The organism is Streptomyces cynarae (assembly GCF_025642135.1).
Classification (GTDB): domain Bacteria; phylum Actinomycetota; class Actinomycetes; order Streptomycetales; family Streptomycetaceae; genus Streptomyces; species Streptomyces cynarae.
This window is the reverse complement of record NZ_CP106793.1, coordinates 6614920-6633550: the sequence shown is the minus strand read 5'-3', so window position 1 is coordinate 6633550 and position 18631 is coordinate 6614920. Positions and strand designations below refer to the sequence as shown.

The window sequence follows — 18631 nt, the reverse complement described above, 5'->3', positions numbered from 1 at the left end:
ACGCCACCAGCGCCACGGACACAGCGAGCGCGTCAGACACCGCGATCGCCACGGAAGCAGCGAGCGCCGCAGGCACCGCGAGCGCCATGGACACGGCGAGCGCCGCAGGCACCGCGAGCGCCACGGACACCGCGAGCCGGGCGTCGGCCGAGGCTCCGTCGGCGGTCCCCACCGCCCACCGCGACACCTTCGCCCGTGACCGTCTCCCGCCCCGCGAGCAGTGGCCCGAGCTCCGCTTCGACCTGCCCGAGCTGTGCTACCCCGAACGGCTGAACGCCGCGGTCGAGCTGCTCGATCGCACCGCCCCCGACCGCCCGGCGTTCCGCACGGCGGACGGCGACGTGTGGACGTACGGACAGCTCCGCACCCGTGTCGACCGCATCGCGCACGCGCTCACCTCCCGTCTCGGGGTCGTCCCCGGCAACCGTGTCCTGCTGCGCGGCCCCACCACCCCCTGGCTCGCCGCCTGCTGGCTGGCGGTCCTGAAGGCGGGCGCGATCGCCGTCACGGTGCTCGCCCAGCAGCGCCCGCACGAGCTGCGCACGATGTGCGACATCGCCCGGGTCGGCCACGCCCTGTGCGACGTCCGTGTGGTGGACGACCTGGTGAAGGCCGACGTGCCCGGGCTGCGCATCACCCCGTACGGCGGCGACGCCCCTGACGACCTGCTGCGTCTGCCGGTGCCCGAGGAGCCGTACGCACCGGTGGACACGGCGGCCGACGACGTGGCGCTGATCGCCTTCACCTCCGGCACCACGGGCCGCCCGAAGGGGTGCATGCACTTCCACCGCGACCTGCTCGCCATCGCGGACACCTTCTCGCGGCACATCCTGCGCCCGCGCCCCGACGACGTCTTCGCGGGCAGTCCCCCGCTCGGCTTCACCTTCGGGCTCGGCGGACTCGTCGTCTTCCCGCTGCGGGCCGGCGCGAGCGCCCTACTGCTCGAACAGGCGGGCCCCAGGCAGCTGTTGCCCGCGATCGCCGAGCACCGGGTCTCGGTGTTGTTCACCGCGCCGACCGCCTACCGGGCGATGCTCGACGAGCTGGACGCGTACGACACGGCCTCGCTGCGGCGCTGTGTGTCGGCCGGCGAGAACCTTCCCGAGGCCACCTGGCGGGTCTGGCACGAGCGCACCGGTCTGCGCATCGTCAACGGCATCGGCGCCACCGAGCTGCTGCACATCTTCATCTCGGCGGCGGACGACCGGATCCGGCCGGGAACCACGGGGCTTCCGGTCCCGGGGTGGCACGCGCGCGTGCAGGACGCCGACGGCGTGCCCGTACCGGACGGCGAGCCCGGACTGCTCGCGGTGCGCGGACCGGTCGGCTGCCGCTATCTCGCCGATCCACGGCAGCGGGAGTACGTCCGGGGCGGCTGGAACATCACCGGCGACACCTACGTCCGCGAGCCCGACGGCTACTTCCGCTATGTGGCCCGCGCCGACGACATGATCATCTCCGCTGGGTACAACATCGCCGGACCCGAGGTCGAGGACGCCCTGCTGCGCCATCCGGACGTGGTCGAGACGGCGGTCGTCGGGCGGCCCGACGAGGTGCGCGGGCAGGTCGTGGTGGCGTATGCGGTCCTCAGGGAGGGCGCGCGGCGCGACCCGGAGGCGCTGCGCGCCTTCCTGACCTCGGAGCTGGCGCCGTACAAGTGCCCGCGCGAGTTCGTCTTCCTGGACGCGCTGCCGCGCACGGCGACGGGCAAGCTCCAGCGGTTCCGGCTGCGCGCGGACGCCGACCCGGTGCCCGTGCGAGGTGATCATGAGTGACGCCGACGATCTAAAGTGATCAACGTGTCCGATCAGCACGCTCAGCACGCCCCGAGGTCCCTCATCGTCACGTTCTACGGCGCCTACGGCCGCTTCACCCCCGGCCCGGTCCCCGTGGCCGAGCTGATCCGGCTGCTCGCCGCGGTCGGCGTGGACGCGCCCTCCGTAAGGTCGTCGGTGTCGCGGCTGAAGCGGCGCGGACTGCTCGTGCCGGAGCGCACGGCGACGGGCGCGGCCGGGTACGCGCTGTCGCCTGACGCACGGCAGCTGCTGGAGGACGGCGACCGCCGGGTGTACGCGACGGCGCCCCCGAAGGACGAGGGCTGGGTGCTTGCCGTGTTCTCCGTGCCCGAGTCGGAGCGGCAGAAGCGGCACCTGCTGCGCTCCCGGCTGGCGGGGCTCGGTTTCGGCACCGCGGCCCCCGGGGTGTGGATCGCCCCCGCACGCCTGTACGAGGAGACCCGGCACACCCTGGAGCGGCTGCACCTGGACGTGTACGTGGACCTCTTCCGCGGGGACCACCTCGGCTTCGCGCCGACCGCGGAGGCGGTGGAGCGCTGGTGGGACCTGGCCGCGATCGCCAAGCAGCACGAGGCGTTCCTCGACCGCCACGCGCGCGTGCTGCGCGACTGGGAAGCCCGCGAGGACACGCCGCCCGAGGAGGCGTACCGCGACTATCTGCTCGCCCTCGACTCCTGGCGCCACCTGCCCTACGCCGACCCCGGGCTGCCGGCCGGCCTGCTGCCCGCGAACTGGCCGGGCGCCCGCTCGGCGGCGGTCTTCCGGGCGCTGCACGAGCGGCTGCGGGAGGCGGGGGCGGTGTTCGCGGGCGTGGCGGATCTGCCGTAGGTGCCCTGGGTGCCTCGGGGCCTCAGCTCCCCAGCGTCAGGCGGGGTCTGGGGGCGTCGGTGCGGCCGGTGTTGGGACGCCTGCTGCCCGCCCGGTAGGGCGCAGGCCACACCGCGCCCTGCCCGCCGTAGCCCTGTTCGGCCGCCGCGTGCAGGGTCCAGTGCGGGTCGTACAGGTGCGGCCGGGCGAGGGCGCACAGGTCGGTGCGCCCGGCCAGGATCAGCGAGTTGACGTCGTCCCAGGACGAGATGGCGCCCACCGCGATCACCGGTATGCCCGTCTCGTGGCGGATCCGATCGGCGTACGGCGTCTGGTACGAGCGCCCGAACGCCGGCTTCTCCTCGGCCACCACCTGCCCGGTCGACACGTCGATCGCGTCGGCGCCGTGCGCGGCGAACGCGCGGGCGATCTCGACGGCCTCCTCGGCTGTGGTGCCGCCCTCGGCCCAGTCGGTCGCGGAGATCCGTACCGTCATGGGCCGCTCCCCGGGCCACACCGCCCGCACGGCGTCGAAGACCTCGAGCGGGAAGCGGAGCCGCCCGGCGAGCGAGCCGCCATAGGCGTCGGTGCGGTGGTTGGTGAGCGGTGAGAGGAAGCCGGAGAGCAGGTATCCGTGGGCGCAGTGGAGTTCGAGGAGGTCGAAGCCGGCGCGGGCGGCGCGGACGGCGGCGGAGGCGAACTGCTCGCGGATGTCGGTCAGCTGGGCGCGGGAGAGCTCGCGGGGCGTCTGGCCGCCCGGTTTGTACGGGATCGGCGAGGCGGCCACGAGCGGCCAGTCGCCCTCCTCCAGCGGCTCGTCCATGCCCTCCCACATCAGCTTGGTGGAGCCCTTTCGGCCGCTGTGCCCGAGCTGCACCCCGATCGCGGTGCCTGGCGCCTGGCTGTGCACGAAGTCGGTGACGCGCCGCCACGCCTCGGCCTGCCGTCCGGTGTAGAGGCCGGCGCAGCCCGGGGTGATGCGGCCCTCGGGGCTCACGCACACCATCTCGGTCATCACCAGACCGGCGCCGCCGAGCGCCCGTGCGCCCAGGTGGACGAGGTGGAAGTCGCCGGGGACGCCGTCCACGGCCGAGTACATGTCCATCGGCGAGACCACGACGCGGTTGCGCAGGGTCAGGCCGCGCAACCGGAAGGGGGTGAACATCGGGGGTGTGCCGGGCGGGCAGCCGAACTCGCGCTCCACCGCCTCGGTGAAGCGGGGGTCGCGCAGCCGCAGGTTGTCGTGGGTGACGCGGCGGCTGCGGGTGAGCAGGTTGAAGGCGAACTGGCGGGGCGGCTGGTCGAGGTACAGCCTCAGGTTCTCGAACCACTCAAGGCTGGCGCGGGCGGCACGCTGGGTGGAGGCGACCACCGGGCGCCGCTCCTCCTCGTAGGCGGCCAGGGCCTCGGGCAGCGAGGGGTGTTCCTCCAGGCAGGCGACCAGGGCGAGCGCGTCCTCCACCGCGAGTTTCGTACCGGAGCCGATGGAGAAGTGCGCGGTGTGCGCGGCGTCGCCCAGCAGGACCAGGTTGCCGTGGGACCAGTGCTCGGTGACGACCGTGCGGAAGGTGGTCCAGGCGGAGTTGTTGGAGCGCAGGGGCCGGCCGCGCAGGGCGTCCGCGAAGATCTTGGCGCAGCGCTCGATGGTCTCGTCGGTGTCCAGCTCGGCGAACCCGGCCGCGTGCCACACCTCCTCGCGCATCTCCACGATGACCGTCGAAGCACCGAATTGACTCTGTGGCCCGCAGGGCCTCGTTGACGGGTGGTGGTCGGGCGACGGGCGGGCATACGGGTAGCCGTGGAGCTGCATCACGCCGTGCTCGGTCTCGGCGATCTCGAAGCGGAAGGCGTCGAAGGGGAAGTCGGCGGCGAGCCAGATGTACCGGCAGCGGTGCTCCTCGATCGAGGGCCGGAACACCTCGGCGTACGCCTCGCGTGTGCCGCTGTGCACTCCGTCGGCGGCGATGACGAGGTCGTACGCCTCCGAGAGCCAGGCCGGGTAGGGGGCCTCGGTGCGGAAGCGGAGGTCGACGCCGAGGGAGCGGCAGCGCTCGTGCAGGATCCCAAGGAGCCGCCGCCTGCCGAGCGCGGCGAAACCGTGGCCGCCGGAGGTGTGGCGCACGCCCCGGTGCACGATGTCGATGTCGTCCCACCGCACGAACTCGTCCTTCAGCGCGGCGTACACGACGGGGTCGGCGTGCTCGATACCGCCGAGGGTCTCGTCGGACAGGACGACACCGAACCCGAACGTGTCGTCGGGAGCGTTCCGCTCCCAGACGGTCACCTCGCGGGCCGGGTCGAGCCGCTTGAGCAGGGCGGCGGCGTAGAGGCCGCCGGGGCCGCCGCCGATGACAGCGACGCGCAACGGCCGCTCTCCGGTGCCGGTCATGGTCACCTCCCCTGCCACTTGGGCGCCCGTTTCTCCGAGAAGGCCGCGTGGAACTCCGCGTAGTCCTCGCTGTTCATCAGCAGGGCCTGGGTCGCCGCGTCCAGTTCCACCGATGCCGCGAGCGGCATGTCCAGTTCGGCCGTGAGGAGGGCCTTGGTCTGGGCGTATGCGAGCGCCGGGCCGTCGGCCAGGCGGCGGGCCAGCGCCTTTGCCGCCTCGTCGGCGCCGCCCTCCTCCGTCAGCTCGCTGATCAGGCCGATCCGCTCGGCCTCGGCCGCCCGCACCGGCTCGCCCAGCATGAGCAGCCGCGTCGCGTGGCCGAGCCCGACCACCCGGGGCAGCAGATACGCGGCCCCCATGTCACCGCCGGAGAGCCCGACCCTGGTGAAGAGGAACTGGAAGCGCGCGGTGGGGTCCGCCACGCGGAAGTCGGCGGCCAGGGCGAGGACGGCGCCCGCGCCCGCGGCCACCCCGTGCACCGCCGCGATCACCGGGAACGGGCACTCCCGCAGGGCCCGTACGACCTGCCCGGTCATCCGGTTGAAGTCCAGCAACTGGGCGGTGTCCATGGACAGCGTGGCGCCGATGATCTCGTCCACGTCTCCGCCCGAGCAGAAGCCGCGCCCCTCGCCGCCCAGGACCAGGGCGCGCACCGACCTCTCCCGGGACAGTTCGGCGAGCAGGTCGCGCAGGTCGGCGTAGGCGCCGAAGGTGAGCGCGTTGATTTTTCCGGGGCGGGCCAGGGTGACCGTGGCGACCCCGTTGTCGTAGACGCACCGCACATGGCGCCAGTCGGAGGTGCGGGCGGCGGAGCCGGTGAAGGGACTCATGACGTGCGGCCTCCTCGGACGGGGGCGGCGGTCCTCGCTGCTGCTCTGTCATGAAGTTATCACCGATCCGTGACTGTCGTCATGAGGGCGCGATACATGCGACCGGGCGGCCGGGCTGTCACACCTTCTCGACAGGCCGGTAACGGCAGGCACCGGCATGCACGACGGGCCGTCGGTACGGGTAGGCAACCCGGCACCGGGGCCGACGACGCCCCCGGCGAAACCCGCCGACCGCCCCGCAGGGGGCGCGCCGTACGATGCCCTTTGTTGAAAGCAGGACCGCCTGCGCCATGAACGGACCCGCCTTGTACCAATCCCCCGCACTCGCCTCCTGGCGCATCGCCCTGCCGCACACCACCGCCGCCGTGCCCGTCGCCCGCGCGCTGGTCCGTACGGCGCTGGCGGAGCTGGAGCACGCGGCCGACAGCGACACCGCGGAGCTGCTGACCGCGGAACTGGTCGCGAACGCCGTGGAGCACACCGCGGGGGAAGGGCCGATCGAGCTGGTCGTGGAGCTGCTGCCGACCGGCTGCACGGTGGAGGTGCACGACCCGGACCCGGCGCCGCCCGGTCACCTCACCCACCCGCTCCCGGTGGCCCCCGACCCCTGGCAGGAGCACGGCCGGGGGCTGCTCCTGATCCGCGCGCTCAGCTCGTCCTGCGGGCACCGCCCCACCGAGTCCGGCAAGGCGGTGTGGTTCAGACTGCCTGTGGTTCCCGCTCAGCGGCGTCCGCTGTGACGGCCCCGGCCGTGAGCCGGGAGTGCCGGCGCCCGTAGAGCGCGTACACGAGGGACCCGACCGCGAGGAACACCGCGAACTGCGCCCAGGTCGCCCAGCCCGTCTCGTACATCAGATACAGGCAGAAGCCGACGCCGAGCAGCGGCATCACCGGGTAGAGCGGTACGCGGAAGCTGCGGGCGAGGCCCGGTTCACGGCGGCGCAGCGCGATCACGGCCACGTTGACCACCGCCATCGTGGCGAGCGTGCCGATGGTGCACAGGTTGACCGCCGCGTCCAGCGAGGCGAAGGCCGCCGGGATCGCGAAGACGATCGCGACGATCAGGGTGCCGCCGACCGGCGTCGAGGTCCTCGGCGAGACCCGTTCGAAGATGCGCGGGATGAGTCCGTCGCGCGCCATGGACATGAGGATGCGGGTCTGGCCGTACATCACGGCGAGCACGACCGAGGCGATGGCGACGACCGCGCCGAATGCGATGACACCGCCGCCGACCGTGGAGCCGGTGACCTGGTTGACGACGGACGACAGCGCGGCGGGCGGCCGCCGACCGCGGGCCCGCCGATGGCGCCGATCGCGGCGAGCGCGACCGCGCAGTACAGCAGGGTGACCAGTCCGATGCAGACCAGGATCGCGACGGGAATGTCGCGCCGCGGGTTCCGGGCCTCCTCACCGGCGGTGGTGATCGCGTCGAAGCCGATGTACGAGAAGAAGGCGGCCGTGGTGCCCGCGCCGATGCCGCCGAGACCGGCCGGCGCGAACGGGGTCAGGTTGCCGTGCTTGAAGGCGGTGAACCCGATGGCGCAGAAGACGACCAGGATCGCGAGCTTGAGGACGGCCATGGCGGCGGTGGCCCGTGCGCTCTCGCGCACGCCGCGCACGAGGAGGACGCAGGCCAGGGCGATGACGATCACGGCCGGCAGATTGACGATCCCGCCGTCGCCCGGCCCGGCGGAGAGCGCGGCGGGCAGCTCCCACCCGGTGAGACTGTGCAGCAGCTCGTTGACGTACTGGCTCCAGCCGACCGCGACGGCCGACACGGACACGCCGTACTCAAGGAGCAGGCACCAGCCGACGAGGAAGGCCGTCCCCTCGCCGAGCCCGGCGTAGGCGAAGGAGTACGACGACCCGGAGACCGGAATGGCGCCGCCCAGCTCGGCGAAGGCGAACGCGGTGAACACGCAGGTCAGCGCGGCGAGCACAAAGGAGACGACGACGCCGGGCCCGGCCTGGGCGACCGAGTCGGACAGTCCGACGAAGATGCCGGTGCCGACGATCGCGCCGATGCCGAAGCAGACGAGCTGGAACAGACCCATGTGGCGCTTGAGGCCGTGCCCGGCGAGATCGGTACCGGCCTCGGCGACGAGCAGCTGGGGGGACTTGATGCGGAACGGGTTGGCAGGACTGCCGGGCATACGGGTGGTGCTCTTTTCAGTGGTGGGGCGCGACCGGGTGGGCCGCTCGACGGGCACGGAAGGGGTGGTTCCGGGCCCGCCGGAGATCGTACGGGAGGGTGCGGGGCTTGCGCTGTGGCCGTCGTCGCAGCCGGTCAGGCGAAGGATCCGGTCAGGCGAGGGTCGCGACGAGGACCGCCTTGATGGTGTGCATCCGGTTCTCCGCCTCGTCGAAGACGACGGAGTGCCCGGACTCGAAGACCTCGTCGGTGACCTCCAGCTCGGTGAGGCCGTGCCGCTCGTGGATCTCGCGGCCGACGGCGGTGCCGAGGTCGTGGAAGGCCGGCAGGCAGTGCAGGAACCTCACCTCGTCGTTGCCGGTGGCCCGCAGCACGTCCATGGTCACCGCGTACGCGCCGAGCAGCTCGATGCGCTCGTCCCACACCTCCTTGGGCTCACCCATCGACACCCACACGTCGGTGGCGACGAAGTCGGCGCCGCGCACGCCCTCCTTCACGTCCTCGGTGAGCGTGATCCGGGCGCCGGAGTCCTCGGCGAGCCGCTGGGCCGCCTCGACGACGGCCTGCTCCGGCCACAGCACCCGGGGGCCGACGATGCGGACGTCCATCCCGAGCAGGGCGCCGGTGACCAGATAGGAGTTGCCCATGTTGTTGCGGGCGTCGCCCAGGTAGGCGTAGGCGATCTCCGTCAGCGGCTTGTCGCAGTGCTCGGTCATGGTGAGCACGTCGGCGAGCATCTGGGTGGGGTGCCACTCGTCGGTGAGGCCGTTGTAGACGGGGACCCCGGCATGCGCGGCCAGCTCCTCGACGATGTCCTGACCGTGCCCGCGGTACTCGATGGCGTCGAACATCCGGCCGAGGACGCGTGCGGTGTCCTTGACGGACTCCTTGTGCCCGATCTGGGAGCCCGCGGGGTCCAGGTAGGTGGTGTGGGCGCCCTGGTCGGCGGCGGCCACCTCGAACGCGCAGCGCGTGCGCGTCGAGGTCTTCTCGAAGACGAGCGCGATGTTCTTCCCCGTCAGGTACCGCGTCTCGGTCCCGGCCTTCTTGGCCGCCTTCAGCTCGGCGGCCAGCTCGATCAGACCACGGAACTCCTCGGCGCTGAAGTCCAGCTCCTTGAGGAAGTGGCGTCCGGCGAGGGCGGTCGGGACTGTCGCCATGGGGGCGCTCCAGAAATACGAGGGGACAGGGACGAACACGGGAACGAATGGAAGTCTATACGACGCCCCACATTTCTATACGGAGTCTGGTTCTTTCACGCACCCACGCGGTCCCTCTCCACCGGGCAGCTCATGCACCGAGGGCCACCCCGTCCCCTCCCCAGCTCACTCCCCGGGATCTCGATCACTTCGATCCCCCGCTTGCGCAGATGCGTGTTGGTGGTGGAGTTCCGCTCATAGGCGATGACGACCCCCGGCTCCACCGCCAGGACGTTGCACCCGTCGTCCCACTGCTCCCGCTCGGCCGCGTGCACGTCCTGCGTGGCGGTCAGCACCCGGATCTCGCTGAGCCCCAGCGCGGCGGCGATCGCCCGGTGCATGTGCTCCGGCGGATGATCGGTGACCTTCAGCTCCTTGTCCCCGGCGCCGGGCTCGATCGTGTAGGAGCGGAGCATGCCGAGCCCCGCGTACTGGGTGAACGTGTCGCCGTCGACCATGGTCATCACCGTGTCGAGGTGCATGAAGGCGCGGCTCTTCGGCATGTCGAGCGCGACGATGGTCCGGGCCGACCCGGCGGCGAAGAGCTTGGTCGCGAGCATCTCGACGGCCTGGGGCGTGGTGCGTTCGCTCATGCCGATGAGCACCGCGCCGTTGCCGATGACGAGCACATCGCCGCCCTCGATGGTGGACGGGTAGTCGGACTGGCCCTCGGACCAGAGGTGGAAGTCCTCGTCACGGAACAGCGGGTGGTGCCGGTAGATCGCCTCGAAGTGCACGGTCTCGCGCTGACGCGCGGGCCAGCGCATGGCGTTGATGGAGACCCCGTCGTAAATCCAGGCGGAGGTGTCGCGTGTGAACAGGTGACTGGGGAGGGGCCACAGGAGGAAGTCGTCGAGTTCCATCACGTGGAACCGCACGGAGGTCGGCTCCGGATGCGCGTCGAGGAACTCCCGCTTGGTCATGCCGCCGACGAGGGCCTCGGCGAGTTCCGCGGAGGGCAGGGCGTCGAAGGTGGCGCGGAGGTGGTCGGTGGCGAGCGGACCGTACTCCTTCTCGTCGAAGACGCGGTCCAGGACCAGGGACCGGGCCGCCGGGATGTCGAGGGCCTCGGTGAGCAGGTCACCGAAGAGATGCACGGTCACCCCGCGGTCGCGCAGCACGTCGGCGAACCCGTCGTGCTCCGCGCGCGCCCGCCGTACCCACAGCACGTCGTCGAAGAGGAGCGCGTCCTTGTTGCTCGGGGTGAGCCTTTTGAGCTCGAGATCGGGCCGGTGCAGAATGACGCGCCGCAGCCGCCCGGCCTCGGAATCGACGTGGAATCCCATGCCTCCATCCTGACCATTCGGGCACGCGTTCACCCCTCGTTCGCACCGAATCGGACCGATACCGCTTCGGAGCGATACCCGATTCCGACCGACACCGCCTCGGACCTCGCCGCCGCGGACGCCCTCACCGCGGCCGGCCGCGGCAATACCCGATCAGGGCCGACACCGCCTCCGACCGACACCGCCTCGGACCGATACCTGATCAGGGCCGACACCGCCTCGGACCGACACCGATTCCGGCCGACACCGCCTCGGGGCGGCTGGTCCGGGGCCTCGCGGCACGGGGCCGGGGCCGGTGCCCCGGCCCCGGTCGCCCCTTGCCGGCGACGGTCGCGTCTCACAGGCGGGGGTCCACCGGCTCCGACTCCAGGGCCAGCACCGCGAACACCGCCTCGTGCACCCGCCACAGCGGCTCGCCCTCCGCCAGGCGGTCCAGGGCCTCGAGACCCAGGGCGTACTCGCGGATCGCCAGGGAGCGCTTGTGGTTCAGGAACCTCTGGCGGAGCCGGGCGAGGTTGTCCGGGCGCGTGTACTCCGGGCCGTAGATGATCCGGAGGTACTCGCGGCCACGGCACTTGACGCCCGGCTGCACCAGGCGGCCGGCCGTGCTGCGGACCAGCGCCTGAACGGGCTTGACGACCATGCCCTCGCCGCCCCGGCCCGTCATCTCCAGCCACCAGTCGACCCCCGCCCGCACCGACTCCGGGTCGCCGGTGTCGACGTACAGACGACGGGTCGTCTGCAGCAGGCCCGTTCCGTCGTGCTCGACCAGGCGGTCGATCAGCGCCAACTGCTCGTCGTGCGGCACGGCCGCGAGACTGCGGCCCTGCACCGCCAGCAGCTGGAACGGGGCCAGGCGGACGCCTTCCAGACCGTCCGTCGACCAGCAGTAGCGGCGGTAGGCCGCCGTGAAGGCCGCCGCGTCGGCAGCACGTTCGCGCTGGCGGGCCAGCAGGCCGGCGACGTCGACGCCCCGGGCCGCCGCGCCCTCCAGCGCGGCCAGCGCGCCCGGGAACGCGGCACCGGACGCGGCGCCCACCGCCGCGTACTGACCGCGCAGCAGCCCCGACGCCTTCAGCGACCACGGCATCAGCTCCGCGTCCAGCAGCAGCCAGTCCGTCCCGAGCTCCTCCCACAGGCCCGCGGCGCCGATCGCCGTGCGCAGCCGGCCGAGGATCCGCTCCGTCACCGACTCGTCGTCGAAGAACGGGCGGCCCGTGCGCGTGTAGAGCGAACCCGTCGGGCCGGCGACACCGAAGCGCCTGCCCGCCGCCTCCGCGTCCCGGCACACCAGGGCCACCGCCCGCGACCCCATGTGCTTCTCCTCGCACACGACCCGTGCGACCCCGTCCTCCCAGTACTGCGCGAAGGCCTCCTCCGGGTGCTCCAGGTAACCCTCGACACGCGAAGTGGCCGTGGGCGCCATGGTCGGCGGCAGGTACGGCAGCAGGCGCGGGTCCACCGCGAAGCGGCTCATGACCTCCAGGGCCGCCGCCGCGTTCTCCTCGCGGACCGAGACCCGGCCCGCGTGCCGGGTCTCCACCACCCGGCGGCCGTGCACGTCCGCCAGGTCCAGCGGACGGCCCTCGTGGCCGCCGGGCGCCTCGGTGGCCAGCGGCCGGGCCGGCTCGTACCAGACCCGCTCCGCCGGTACGTCGACCAGCTCCCGCTCAGGCCAGCGCAGCGCGGTCAGCCTGCCGCCGAACACCGCGCCGGTGTCCAGGCAGATGGTGTTGTTCAACCAGGTGGCCTGCGGGACGGGTGTGTGGCCGTACACCACTGCCGCCCGGCCCCGGTAGTCCTCCGCCCACGGGTAGCGCACCGGCAGCCCGAACTCGTCCGTCTCCCCCGTCGTGTCGCCGTACAGCGCGTGCGAGCGGACCCGGCCGGAAGTGCGGCCGTGGTACTTCTCGGGCAGGCCGGCGTGGCAGACGACCAGCCTGCCGCCGTCGAGGACGTAGTGGCTGACCAGTCCGTCGATGAACTCCCGTACCTGCTGCTTGAACTCCTCGCTCTCGTCCTCCATCTGCGCGACGGTCTCGGCGAGTCCGTGCGTGTGCTGGACGTTGCGGCCCTTGAGGTACCGCCCGTACTTGTTCTCGTGGTTGCCCGGCACGCACAGCGCGTCGCCCGACTTCACCATCGACATCACGCGGCGCAGCACGCCCGGGCTGTCCGGACCGCGGTCCACGAGGTCGCCGACGAAGACCGCCGTACGGCCCTCGGGGTGCACGCCGTCGACGTAGCCCAGCCTGCCGAGCAGCGCCTCCAGTTCCGAGGAGCAGCCGTGCACGTCGCCGATGATGTCGAAGGGGCCGGTGAGGTGGGTCAGGTCGTTGAAGCGCTTCTCGGTGACGACGGTCGCGTTCTCGACCTCCTCCACGCCCCGCAGGACGTGCACCTTGCGGAAGCCCTCACGCTCCAGGTGCCTGAGCGAACGGCGCAGTTCGCGGGTGTGGCGCTGGATGACCCGGCGGGGCATGTCCGCCCGGTCGGTGCGGGCCGCGTTGCGCTCGGCGCACACCTCCTCCGGCACGTCCAGCACGATCGCGATGGGCAGCACGTCGTACTGCTTGGCCAGGTCGATCAGCTGGCGGCGGGCGTCCTGCTGCACGCTCGTCGCGTCCACGACGGTGCGACGGCCGGCCGCGAGGCGCTTGCCGGCGATGTAGTGCAGGACGTCGAAGGCGTCCCGGCTGGCGCTCTGGTCGTTCTCGTCGTCGGCCACCAGGCCGCGGCAGAAGTCGGAGGAGATGACCTCCGTCGGCTTGAAGTGCCTGCGGGCGAAGGTCGACTTGCCCGATCCGGAAGCGCCGATCAGCACCACGAGGGAGAGGTCGGTGACGGGCAGGGTGCGCCCCTCGGTCTCGGTCACGGTCTCGGTCTCGGTCTCGGTCATGCTGCCTTCCCCTCCTTCGCGGTGGTCGTGGTGGCGGTGGTCGTGGTGGGCAGGGTGAACACGGCCATCTGCGTCGGCGGTCCCACCTCGGGGTCGTCGGGGCCCACGGGCCGGAACTCGACGGTGTATCCGTGCCGCTCGGCGACCCGGCCCGCCCAGGCGCGGAACTCCTTCCGCGTCCACTCGAAGCGGTGGTCCCCGTGCCGTACGTGGCCGGCCGGCAGGCTCTCCCAGCGCACGTTGTACTCGACGTTCGGCGTCGTCACGAGGACCGTGCGCGGGCGGGCCGCGCCGAACACCGCGTACTCCAGGGCGGACAGCCGGGGCAGGTCGACGTGCTCGATCACCTCGCTCAGCACGGCGGCGTCGTACCCCTTGAGCCGGCGGTCGGTGTACGCCAGCGAACTCTGGAAGAGCCTGACGCGGGACGCCTGCCGCTCCCCCATGCGGTCCAGTTTCAGCCGCCGGGAGGCGATGGTGAGCGCGCGTATCGACACGTCGACACCGACGATCTCGGTGAACCGTGCGTCCTTCAGCAGTGCCTGCACCAACTGGCCCTGCCCGCAGCCGAGGTCCAGGACCCGGGCGGCGGCGGACTCCGTCAGCGCCGCGACGATGGCCTCCCTGCGCTGCACGGCGAGCGGGACCGGCTTCTCCTCCGTCCCGGTCTCCTCCGCGACCGCGTCGCCGGCCTCCTCGACCGCGGCCTCGGCCTCCAGGACCGCGTTGTCGATCTCCTCCACCTCGCTGTCGTCCGTCTCCGCGAGCCGCACCAGCTCCAGCCGCTCCATCGCCTGCCGGGTCAGCGACCAGCGGCGCGCCAGGTAGCGGCTGGTGATCAACTTCTGCTCCGGGTGGTCGGGCAGCCAGCCCTCACCGGCCCGCAGCAGCTTGTCGACCTCCTCGGAGGAGACCCAGTAGTGCTTGGCGTCGTCGAGGACGGGCAGCAGCACGTACAGGTGGCGCAGGGCCTGCGCCAGGGTCAGGGTGTCGGACTCCAGAACGAGACGCACATAGCGGGAGTCGCCCCACTCCGGGAACTCGGCGTCCAGCGCGACCGGTTCGGCGGTGACCGCCCATCCCAGGGGCTCGAACAGCCGCACCACGAGAGCCGGTCCGCCGCGGGCCGGCAGCGCGGGTATCTCGATGCGCAACGGCAGCGGCTGCTCGGCGCGCCCCGGCAGGGCCTTGCACACGCCCCTCATCGCGGTGGAGAACACATTGCTCAGCGCCACGGCGAGCAGGGAGGACGCCGCGTAGGGGCGGTCGTTGACGTACTGCGCGAGCGCCGCGTCGGGCGCGCCACCGCGGCCCTTGCCCTTGCCCCTGCGCACCAGCGCCACCGCGTCGACCTCCAGCAGCAGCGCGGCCGTGCAGCGCTCGGCGTCCGCCTCGGGGTAGAGGACGTGCGCCGTGCCGTAGGAGGTCGAGAACGCCTGCGCGGTGTCGGGGTGCTTGTGCAGCAGGAAGCCGAGGTCGGTCGCGGGGCGTTCGGGCGTGCCGGTAGTGCCGATGGTCAGGAACATGCCCCGAGTCTCCCGGTCCCGGGGCACCGGGGACCACCGGATTTCGAACCGTGCCGCCCCACCCCGAGGGGCGGGGCGCACACGTCTCCGGGGCCCTTCCGGGCTACTTCACCTGGGACTGGACCCGGGAGGAGATCAGCTCCAGGTGGTCCAGGTCGTCCAGGTCGAGGATCTGGAGGTAGGCGCGCCGGGCGCCGATCTCCGCGTACCGGCCGATCTTGTCGACGACCTCGGCCGGGGTGCCCGCCAGCCCGTTGGCCTTCAGCTCGTCGACCTCGCGGCCGATCGCGGCGGCACGACGCGCCACCTCCTGGTCGTCCTTGCCGACGCAGACCACGAGCGCCGTGGAGTACGTCAGGGCGTCCGGGTGCCGTCCGGCCTCCTCTGCGGCGGCCCGGACCCGGCCGAACTGGCGCTCGCTGTCCTCGATCGACCCGAACGGGATGTTGAACTCGTCGGCGTACCGGGCGGCGAGCCGCGGGGTGCGGGTGGCGCCGTGGCCCCCGATGAGCACCGGGATCCTGTCCTGGGCGGGCTTGGGCAGGGCGGGCGAGTCGGTCAGGTCGTAGTACTTTCCGTGGAAGTCGAAGGTCTCGCCGGTCTTGGTCGCCCACAGCCCGGTGACGATCTCCAGCTGCTCCTCGAGGCGGGCGAACTTCTCGGTCGGGAACGGGATCCCGTACGCCCTGTGCTCCTCCTCGAACCAGCCCGCGCCCAGGCCCAGTTCGACGCGTCCGCCGGACATCTGGTCGACCTGGGCGACCTGGATGGCGAGGACGCCGGGAAGCCGGAAGGTGGCGGCGGTCATCAGCGTGCCGAGGCGGATGCGCTTGGTCTCACGGGCGAGGCCCGCCAAGGTGATCCAGGCGTCGGTGGGGCCGGGGAGGCCGTTCACGTTGCCCATCTTCAGATAGTGGTCGGAGCGGAAGAAGGCGTCGAAGCCGAGGTCCTCGGTGGCCTTGGCGACGGCGAGGAGGGTCTCGTAGGTGGCGCCCTGCTGGGGCTCGGTGAAGATGCGAAGATCCATACCTCCATCCTGCACGGTCGATCACCGGTCGACCGAACTCTCCCGCCGCTGCCCTCCGGCCCCGAGCGGGTGAAAATCCGTCCATCCGACGGGCCGATGTACGGATGATCGGTGACCGTGTCCGGTGGTGATCGTTGCTGGTGCGGAGCCGGACCGCCCGGCACCCGTCGCCGGCGGCCGCGCCCGGGGGCGTCAGGGCCGAGGAGGTCTCATGTCCCAGCACATGTCCCAGGAAGCCGCGTCCCCCGGCGGGGTGCCGCACGAGGCTGCCTCCGGGCAGCCCGAGGGGCTGCTGGAGCGGATGGAGAGGCTGATGGCGGCGCTCACCGCGGACCTGACGGAACTGGGGGCAGAGCTGCGGGGGCCGAAGACCGGCGACGGCGACCGGGGCTGAGCCCCGCACCGCTGCCGGGGCCGCGGCGCGGACGGTGCCGTCACTCAGCCCGCCGCCCGGTCCCGCTCCCGTATCTCGCCGTCTCTCGCCGTCAGTCTGCGCAGCATCTCCCTGACCCGGTCCCTCGACTCGTCCGCCGCGTCTATCGCCTCCATGCACTGCCAGTACGTGCCCTCGTCGTCCGCCGCGCTCGCCACCGCGACGAGGGCCATGCCCAGTTCCATGAGGAGGGAGCCGAGGTCCAAAAGCGCCTTGCGGGCGTCGCCCAGCTCGGTGAGCTGGGCCGCGCGCAGATCGGCCATGTCGACGGGCGGTGTGTCCAGCACGCCGCAGCCCCTGCCCGCCAGCTCCGTCAACCCCAGTGCCTCGCCGCGCAGTTCGGGTGGGCCCGAGACCGCCAGGCGGCTGCCGATCGCCTGTGCCAGGGCGTACGCCTGCCACGCCTCCGTCATGATCCTCAGCCCGTCCTCGCTCCCCGCCAGGGCGCGCCTGCTCGCCACGATGAGCCGCACCGCATCCATGCCCTGCCCCCGCTCTGTCCGACGCACGTTCCCGCGTCTGCCCGAACTCCGGTGTCCACTACCCAGAGTGAGTGCAGTCGGGCCGAAAAGCCAGAGCTGGTACGAAATCTGTGGACAACAAGGGGGATGTGGACAACTCAACGACTCCGGAGAGTGACGATCGAGCTCCTGCGGTCAGTCCTTCCCGGGCGCCGGAAACCTCTCCTCGTTGCGGTCGATCTTCGCGTCCAGTGCCGCCAGCGCGTCGATGCCCAGTACCTCGCAGAGCTGGAGCAGGTACGCCAGGACGTCCGCGACCTCGTCCGTGACCCGGTGGGCCGTGTCGGGGTCCTCCATGACCCGCGCGGACTCCTCCGGCGTCAACCACTGGAAGATCTCGACGAGTTCGGACGCCTCCACGCTGAGCGCCGCCACCAGGTTCTTGGGGGTGTGGTACGGCTGCCAGGCGCGGGCGGCCGCGAAGTCGGCGAGCCGGCGCTGCAGCCGCGCCACGGTCAGGTCCTTGGGCTGCCCGGGTTCCTCTGTCACGCGCTCAGGTCTACCACCGTCGCCCCGTCCACCCCCGCCGCCAGGGACGTCTCGCTCACCGCGCCCACCAGCCGGATGTGGCCCCGCTCGCACATCCGCGCCGCCAGCTGGAGCAGTTCGCGTGCCTGGAGCCGGTCCATGCGGCGGTCGAAGCCGTCCGCCAGGACCGTGAGGGTCTGCAGTGCCGCCGGCACCTCCCCCACCGGGTCGACCTCCAGGACGCCCGGGCCGGTGAGCAGGACGAGGGCCAGGGCCACGTACCGCAGTTCGCCGTCGCCCAGCAGCTTCAGCGGGGTGCGCCGTCCGTCGCCCCGGTCGAGCAGCGCTCGGACCGTGCCGTCGCCGAGCGGCTCCGCCAGCAGGTCGACGACTTCCCCCGCGCACCCGGCGGCGACCGCCGCCGTCAGCAGGGCGTGCCGCCGGCCGCACTCCGCGCGCGTGCGCCACAGGACGTCCGCGAGGTTGGAGCAGTCCGGCAGCAGCCGCCCGCGCCCAGTGGGACGGGGGCGCGCATCCGGCGGGGGCTGGGGTCGCAGGCGAAGACCGAGCGCAGGGCGACCACCATCTGCTCGGCGGCGGCGAGCACCCTGCGCTGGCCGTCGGTCCTGCCCGCGACGCGCAGCGGCAGCAGGGCGGTGCCGAGACGGTCGTCGGGGAGCGGCCCCCGGGTGACCGGGGAGGCGCCGGCGGTGTGCCAGGCCGCCTGCACCACCGGGCGGCTCGGGTCGCGCAGTGCGGTCTCCAGCAGTACGAGACCGCCGGACGTCAACCGTTCGCCGACGATGCGCAGTTCGGGCTCGGCCTGCACGGCGACGTCGAGCCGGACGGGTCCCTGAGGGCCGTCGGCCGTGCAGCCGATCCGGAAGCCGCGCCGCCACTGGGCGTCGGGCCGCGCCCGCTCGGGGACGCAGGCCACCGGGTCGGGGAACACCTCGGCCAGCTCCGCACCGCCGCCGAGCCGCGCGAGAGCCCCGTACGCCTGCAACGCGCGCGACTTGCCCGAACCGCTCGGCCCGGTGAACAGCGTCAACCGGCCCAGTGGAAAGGCGGCCCGCCGATGCCCGGCGAAGGCGGACAGGCGCAGTTCGGTGACGCACGGCCGGTCCGGACGCAGGTCGGCGGCAGCGGCTTGCTCAGGGGCAGCGGGCACGGGTGGCGCAGGTGACAGGGTCATATCCGGGACCGTAGGTCTCCTGCCGACCGGCGAACCGTTCCGGCCCCGCGGGCTTCCTACGATCGAGCGACCGGTCGGGCCCGTCGGGGACTCACACCCCGGC

General features: G+C 72.4%; 13 protein-coding genes and 2 pseudogenes. 4 read left to right on the top strand and 11 right to left on the bottom strand.

The genetic code is table 11. The features are described from left to right. The first annotated feature begins 86 nt into the window (after window positions 1–86). The gene (locus N8I84_RS30150; RefSeq protein WP_263234932.1) at window positions 87–1775 is read left to right on the top strand and encodes an AMP-binding protein; all 1689 of its coding nucleotides are present in this window, start codon (window positions 87–89) and stop codon (window positions 1773–1775) included. A 15-nt stretch (window positions 1776–1790) separates the two neighbouring features. Continuing rightward, on the top strand, window positions 1791–2624 hold the full coding sequence (locus N8I84_RS30145) for a PaaX family transcriptional regulator (RefSeq protein ID WP_263232560.1): 834 nt from the start codon (window positions 1791–1793) through the stop codon (window positions 2622–2624). A 22-nt stretch (window positions 2625–2646) separates the two neighbouring features. Here N8I84_RS30145 and N8I84_RS30140 read toward each other — a convergent pair whose 3' ends face one another. Continuing rightward, window positions 2647–4992: a bifunctional salicylyl-CoA 5-hydroxylase/oxidoreductase gene (locus tag N8I84_RS30140; protein WP_263232559.1), complete on the bottom strand. Its 2346-nt coding sequence runs from the start codon at window positions 4990–4992 to the stop codon at window positions 2647–2649. A gap of 2 nt (window positions 4993–4994) precedes the next feature. Next, window positions 4995–5822 carry an enoyl-CoA hydratase family protein gene (locus N8I84_RS30135; protein ID WP_263232558.1) on the bottom strand — a complete coding sequence of 276 codons (828 nt, stop codon included), beginning with the start codon at window positions 5820–5822 and terminating at the stop codon, window positions 4995–4997. Between the two features lie 290 nt (window positions 5823–6112). Between N8I84_RS30135 and N8I84_RS30130 the strand changes: the two genes are divergently transcribed. Then, window positions 6113–6562: an ATP-binding protein gene (locus tag N8I84_RS30130; RefSeq protein WP_263232557.1), complete on the top strand. Its 450-nt coding sequence runs from the start codon at window positions 6113–6115 to the stop codon at window positions 6560–6562. Here N8I84_RS30130 and N8I84_RS30125 read toward each other — a convergent pair. From N8I84_RS30125 to N8I84_RS30100, 6 genes and pseudogenes are all read right to left on the bottom strand, one after another. Further along, window positions 6522–7975: pseudogene (locus N8I84_RS30125) on the bottom strand (amino acid permease). The gene N8I84_RS30130 and the pseudogene N8I84_RS30125 overlap by 41 nt on opposite strands. A gap of 151 nt (window positions 7976–8126) precedes the next feature. Then, complete coding sequence (gene argF / locus N8I84_RS30120; RefSeq protein WP_263232556.1) at window positions 8127–9134, bottom strand: ornithine carbamoyltransferase; 1008 nt, start codon at window positions 9132–9134, stop codon at window positions 8127–8129. 95 nt (window positions 9135–9229) lie between these two features. Continuing rightward, the gene (locus tag N8I84_RS30115) at window positions 9230–10459 is read right to left on the bottom strand and encodes an arginine deiminase (RefSeq protein ID WP_263232555.1); all 1230 of its coding nucleotides are present in this window, start codon (window positions 10457–10459) and stop codon (window positions 9230–9232) included. Window positions 10460–10796: 337 nt separating this feature from the next. Further along, window positions 10797–13358 (bottom strand): polynucleotide kinase-phosphatase, encoded by a 2562-nt coding sequence (locus tag N8I84_RS30110; RefSeq protein ID WP_263232554.1) that lies wholly within the window; start codon window positions 13356–13358, stop codon window positions 10797–10799. Beyond that, a complete protein-coding gene (locus N8I84_RS30105; RefSeq protein ID WP_263232553.1) occupies window positions 13355–14884 on the bottom strand; it encodes a 3' terminal RNA ribose 2'-O-methyltransferase Hen1 in 1530 nt (509 codons plus the stop codon). The genes N8I84_RS30110 and N8I84_RS30105 overlap by 4 nt, the downstream gene beginning before the upstream one ends. A gap of 103 nt (window positions 14885–14987) precedes the next feature. Further along, window positions 14988–15911, bottom strand: a complete 924-nt coding sequence (locus N8I84_RS30100) for an LLM class F420-dependent oxidoreductase (protein ID WP_263232552.1) — start codon at window positions 15909–15911, stop codon at window positions 14988–14990. Between the two features lie 211 nt (window positions 15912–16122). On the opposite strand from N8I84_RS30100, the gene N8I84_RS30095 reads away from it, so the two are divergent. Then, a complete protein-coding gene (locus N8I84_RS30095) occupies window positions 16123–16305 on the top strand; it encodes a hypothetical protein (RefSeq protein WP_263232551.1) in 183 nt (60 codons plus the stop codon). A gap of 44 nt (window positions 16306–16349) precedes the next feature. Here N8I84_RS30095 and N8I84_RS30090 read toward each other — a convergent pair whose 3' ends face one another. The 3 genes and pseudogenes from N8I84_RS30090 to N8I84_RS30080 all read right to left on the bottom strand — a co-directional run bounded on the left by N8I84_RS30090 (window position 16350) and on the right by N8I84_RS30080 (window position 18528). Beyond that, window positions 16350–16826 carry a DUF6099 family protein gene (locus N8I84_RS30090; RefSeq protein ID WP_263232550.1) on the bottom strand — a complete coding sequence of 159 codons (477 nt, stop codon included), beginning with the start codon at window positions 16824–16826 and terminating at the stop codon, window positions 16350–16352. 174 nt (window positions 16827–17000) lie between these two features. Then, window positions 17001–17354, bottom strand: a complete 354-nt coding sequence (locus tag N8I84_RS30085; RefSeq protein WP_200418422.1) for a nucleotide pyrophosphohydrolase — start codon at window positions 17352–17354, stop codon at window positions 17001–17003. Beyond that, a pseudogene (locus tag N8I84_RS30080) lies at window positions 17351–18528 on the bottom strand (ATP-binding protein). The gene N8I84_RS30085 and the pseudogene N8I84_RS30080 overlap by 4 nt, the downstream one beginning before the upstream one ends. Window positions 18529–18631 lie beyond the last annotated feature (103 nt).